The sequence below is a fragment of the Sandarakinorhabdus cyanobacteriorum genome, assembly GCF_002251755.1.
Lineage (GTDB): Bacteria > Pseudomonadota > Alphaproteobacteria > Sphingomonadales > Sphingomonadaceae > Sandarakinorhabdus > Sandarakinorhabdus cyanobacteriorum.
Genome location: NZ_NOXT01000021.1, coordinates 1 through 3,511 on the forward strand (window position 1 = coordinate 1; position 3,511 = coordinate 3,511).

The 3,511-nt window shown below is 63.2% G+C and carries 2 protein-coding genes; both read right to left on the bottom strand.

Annotated features, from left to right (window positions below):
• Window positions 1–190: 190 nt before the first annotated feature.
• Window positions 191–1,351 (bottom strand): outer membrane beta-barrel protein, encoded by a 1,161-nt coding sequence (locus CHU93_RS00375; protein ID WP_094472249.1) that lies wholly within the window; start codon window positions 1,349–1,351, stop codon window positions 191–193.
• 310 nt (window positions 1,352–1,661) lie between these two features.
• The gene (locus tag CHU93_RS00380) at window positions 1,662–3,020 is read right to left on the bottom strand and encodes an ammonium transporter (RefSeq protein ID WP_094472250.1); all 1,359 of its coding nucleotides are present in this window, start codon (window positions 3,018–3,020) and stop codon (window positions 1,662–1,664) included.
• Window positions 3,021–3,511: the final 491 nt, after the last annotated feature.

Here is a 3,511-nt window from a genome sequence, read left to right on the forward strand (position 1 = left end):
GCGGACTTGGCCCGCGCGCAGCACCCACGCCCCGCACCAGCGGCGCAAGAGACAGGAGCAAAAAGGGGCGCGGCAAAGCCGCGCCGCCGAACGAGTCAAAAAGGGCGGGGAATGCCCCGCCCTTTTCGCTCCCCGTCCGTGACTGCGCCGAGTCTGGCCACAACGCGGCGCGTTGTGGCCAACCGGCTTGTCAGAACATCACACCGAATTCCAACCGCCCGCGCACCTGGCTCTTGTCCGTCCCGGCTGCCCCAAAGGCGGCCCCCGGCGTGATGCCCGACACCGACACGTAGGACAGTTCCGGCCGGATGAAGAACCGGCTCCAGGTGTAGGTCGGCGTCACCGTCACCGAAAAGGCGTTCGACCCCGGCCCATAAAGGAAACTTGCCGCCGTCGCGCGCGGTGCCTTGCTGTCGATATACTCGGCCCGCACCGGCAGGCTCCAATTGTCGTTGATCTTGTATTTCGCCAAGAGGCCAACGCCCCAATTGTCGGCCTTGGTCGTGCCCAGGAACGGCAGGTCGCCCACGCGCGCATATTGGAAATAGGGCTGCACCAGCCATTTTTCGCCGGCATAGCTGTAGATCACGTTGAAGATGGTGCTGTTGTTCTGCACCGGCGGGGTGGAAAAGGTCGCGCGCGGGTTGCGGTCAAGCGCGCCGCCCAGCACCAGCGACAGGGTGTGCGGCCCGTCCACATACGACAGGATGCCCGAGAGCCAGTTGAACTTGCCCGAGAAAAAGCCATCGGTCAGCGCCATGCTGGCGCTGACCTTGCCAAAGGTGGCGTTGGCCTGCACGCCGCGGGTCAGCACATTTTCCTGGCCCCACAACACGCCACGCTCGATGTTCATGTTCTGGAAGCTGAATGGCGCTTCCAGGCCGATCAGCGTCGGCAGGATGCCGGCCTGCACGCTGAAGCTGGATGACGGCGCGATCTTCACCCATGCCTGCGGCACCGGCCCATAGGTGGCATCGGTATAGCTGGTGGCCCGGGCATAGCCGAGGCCCAGGGTTTCATGGCTGTACAGGCCGGCCTGCACCAGAAACTGGAACACGCCTTCCGGCTTCTGGATGATCACCTGTGCGTTGGACACATCAGCGAAACTGTCGGCCACGCCCGGCGTGCTGTTGCTCTGGAACCCGCCATAGCCGCTGGCAATGCCGGTGACATAGATTTTGGAGGCACCCACATCCACGCTGATCGGAACAGGGTTATAGCTCAGCGGCCCGCTCAAGCCGGGCAGCAGCACCGGCGGAGCATCCTGGGCAGCGGCCATGCCGGCCGAACCCAATGTGGCAATCATCATGAACGTGCGGGTCAGCGTCGGCCGGCGCAATATGGTCGTCATCGCCTGTTATCCTTCTGCCCGAGGAAAAGAGAATCAAATCTGCGGAACTTGGCCGTCCCCAGCCCAGTCACAATGCATTGCAACATAGCCATCACCGCTACGCCAAACAGCGTAGCAGTCAGACACACATTCATAACATGTTGAAAAATCAGTCTTTATACATGAGGCGCTGTATGAATATTTTGTCACATTCCGGCAATATTTGCGACACATCAGGTCTGTATTTTTGCAGTGCACCACGCACAAGAATTTGGCCCGCCTGTTGCCAGGCGGGCCATCTGTTCAAGCAATAATCCAGCGTGCAATCTGATCAGGGGTTATAGGCGCGCTCGCCATGTTCACCCAGATCAAGGCCCTCGCGTTCGACATCGGCCGTCACCCGCAGGCCAGTGACCGCCTTGGCCACGAAGATGGCAATCACGGTGCCAATGGCAGCCCACACGATCGTGGTGCCCACGGCGGCCAGCTGCACAACCAGCTTCTCGCCCATGTCATAGTCGGCCGCTCCAGGGCCGCCCAGCGCCGGCGAGTAGACAATCGCGGTGCCGATGGCGCCCACGATGCCGCCAACGCCGTGGATCCCGAAGGCATCCAGCGAGTCGTCATACCCCAGCTTCGGCTTGATCACCGCCACCGCGACATAGCAGATGACCGCGGCCACGGCGCCAAGGCCGATGGCACCCAGCGGGCCGGCATTGCCAGCGGCCGGCGTCACCGCAACCAGGCCGGCAACAATGCCCGACGCCAGGCCAAGCGACGACGGCTTGTGACCGGCCAGCTTCTCGGTCGCCAGCCAGGCCAGCGCCGCTGCGGCCGTGGCCACGAAGGTGTTGATCATCGCCAGCCCCGCCGAGCCATTGGCTTCCAGCGCCGAACCGGCATTGAAACCGAACCAGCCCACCCACAGCATGCCGGTGCCGACCAGGGTCAGCGTCAGCGAATGCGGCGCCATGATGTCCTTGCCATAGCCCAGGCGCTTGCCAAGGATCAGCGCCGCCACCAGCGCCGAGATGCCGGCATTGATGTGCACCACGGTGCCACCGGCAAAATCCAGCGCGCCCATCACGAAGAACAGGCCCGATGCCGCCCACACCATGTGCGCGATGGGCAGATAGACCAGCGGCAGCCAGACCAGCGTGAACACCAGCACGGCCGAGAACTTGATGCGCTCCACCACGGACCCCAGCACCAGGCTGGCCGTGATCGCTGCAAAGGTCATCTGGAAACAGACGAAGACATATTCCGGGATCACCACATCCTTGGTGAAGGTGGCCGCCGTGCTGTCGGGTGCGATGCCCACCAGGAACAACCGGTCAAACCCGGCGATGAACGGCTTCAGCGCGCCTTCCATGTCGGGGCCAAACGCCATCGAATATCCGAACACCACCCACATCAGCATCACCAGACAGGTGGCCGCACCGATCTGCGTCATGGTGGAGAGCATGTTCTTGCCGCGCGCCAGGCCGCCATAGAACAGCTGCAGGCCCGGCAGGATCATCAGCAGCACCAGCAGCGTTGAAACCAGCATCCAGGCGGTGTCGCCCTTGTCGGGCACGGGCACGGGCGCTGCCTCCTGGGCAAGCGCCGGAATGGCGGTCAGCAAGGCGATCGCTGGAGCAATGCCGGCAAGTCTGGCGCGCGCGCCAATTCGGTTGAAAATCGTTGTCATCAATTTCCCCTGCACTGAAACCAAGTTCGCCGCCCTCCATGACGTCCGCTGCGGGATGGCCATTTCACCGGGCAAATTGATCGGCGGCAGGGGGTCTTGCTGTTGTCCCCCAGTCACCATCGCGGCGCCGGAACCATGTGCGACCGGGCCGGAAGCCCCCTCACCCCGCCGATGGCCACCCGATCCCCTGGCATATGGCCGGACCTCGGACGGATCATGGCGGAACGGCCACGCACGAGCCGACTCGCGATGCTGAAACATCACCTGCCCGCCCGGTCGGCGACATAAGGCGTTTGACGGTGCACCGCACAACGGCCGCTTCGGCCGCCGCCATATGGGCCAAATTGCGGTGGCGCGTGTGCGGCAATTGGCGCATGACAATGCACGTCAGCAACGATGGCTACGGACCGTCGCTGGTGCTTCTTGACACACAATCGGGCAGGAGTGGGACGTGAAGAAGATCGAAGCCGTGATCAAGCCGTTCAAGCTGG

What these genes read in the sequence shown, in the direction of transcription:
- CHU93_RS00375 (WP_094472249.1), bottom strand. Translation starts at nt 1,351, where the DNA reads ATGACGACCATATTGCGCCGGCCGACGCTGACCCGCACGTTCATGATG.
- CHU93_RS00380 (WP_094472250.1), bottom strand. Translation starts at nt 3,020, where the DNA reads ATGACAACGATTTTCAACCGAATTGGCGCGCGCGCCAGACTTGCCGGC.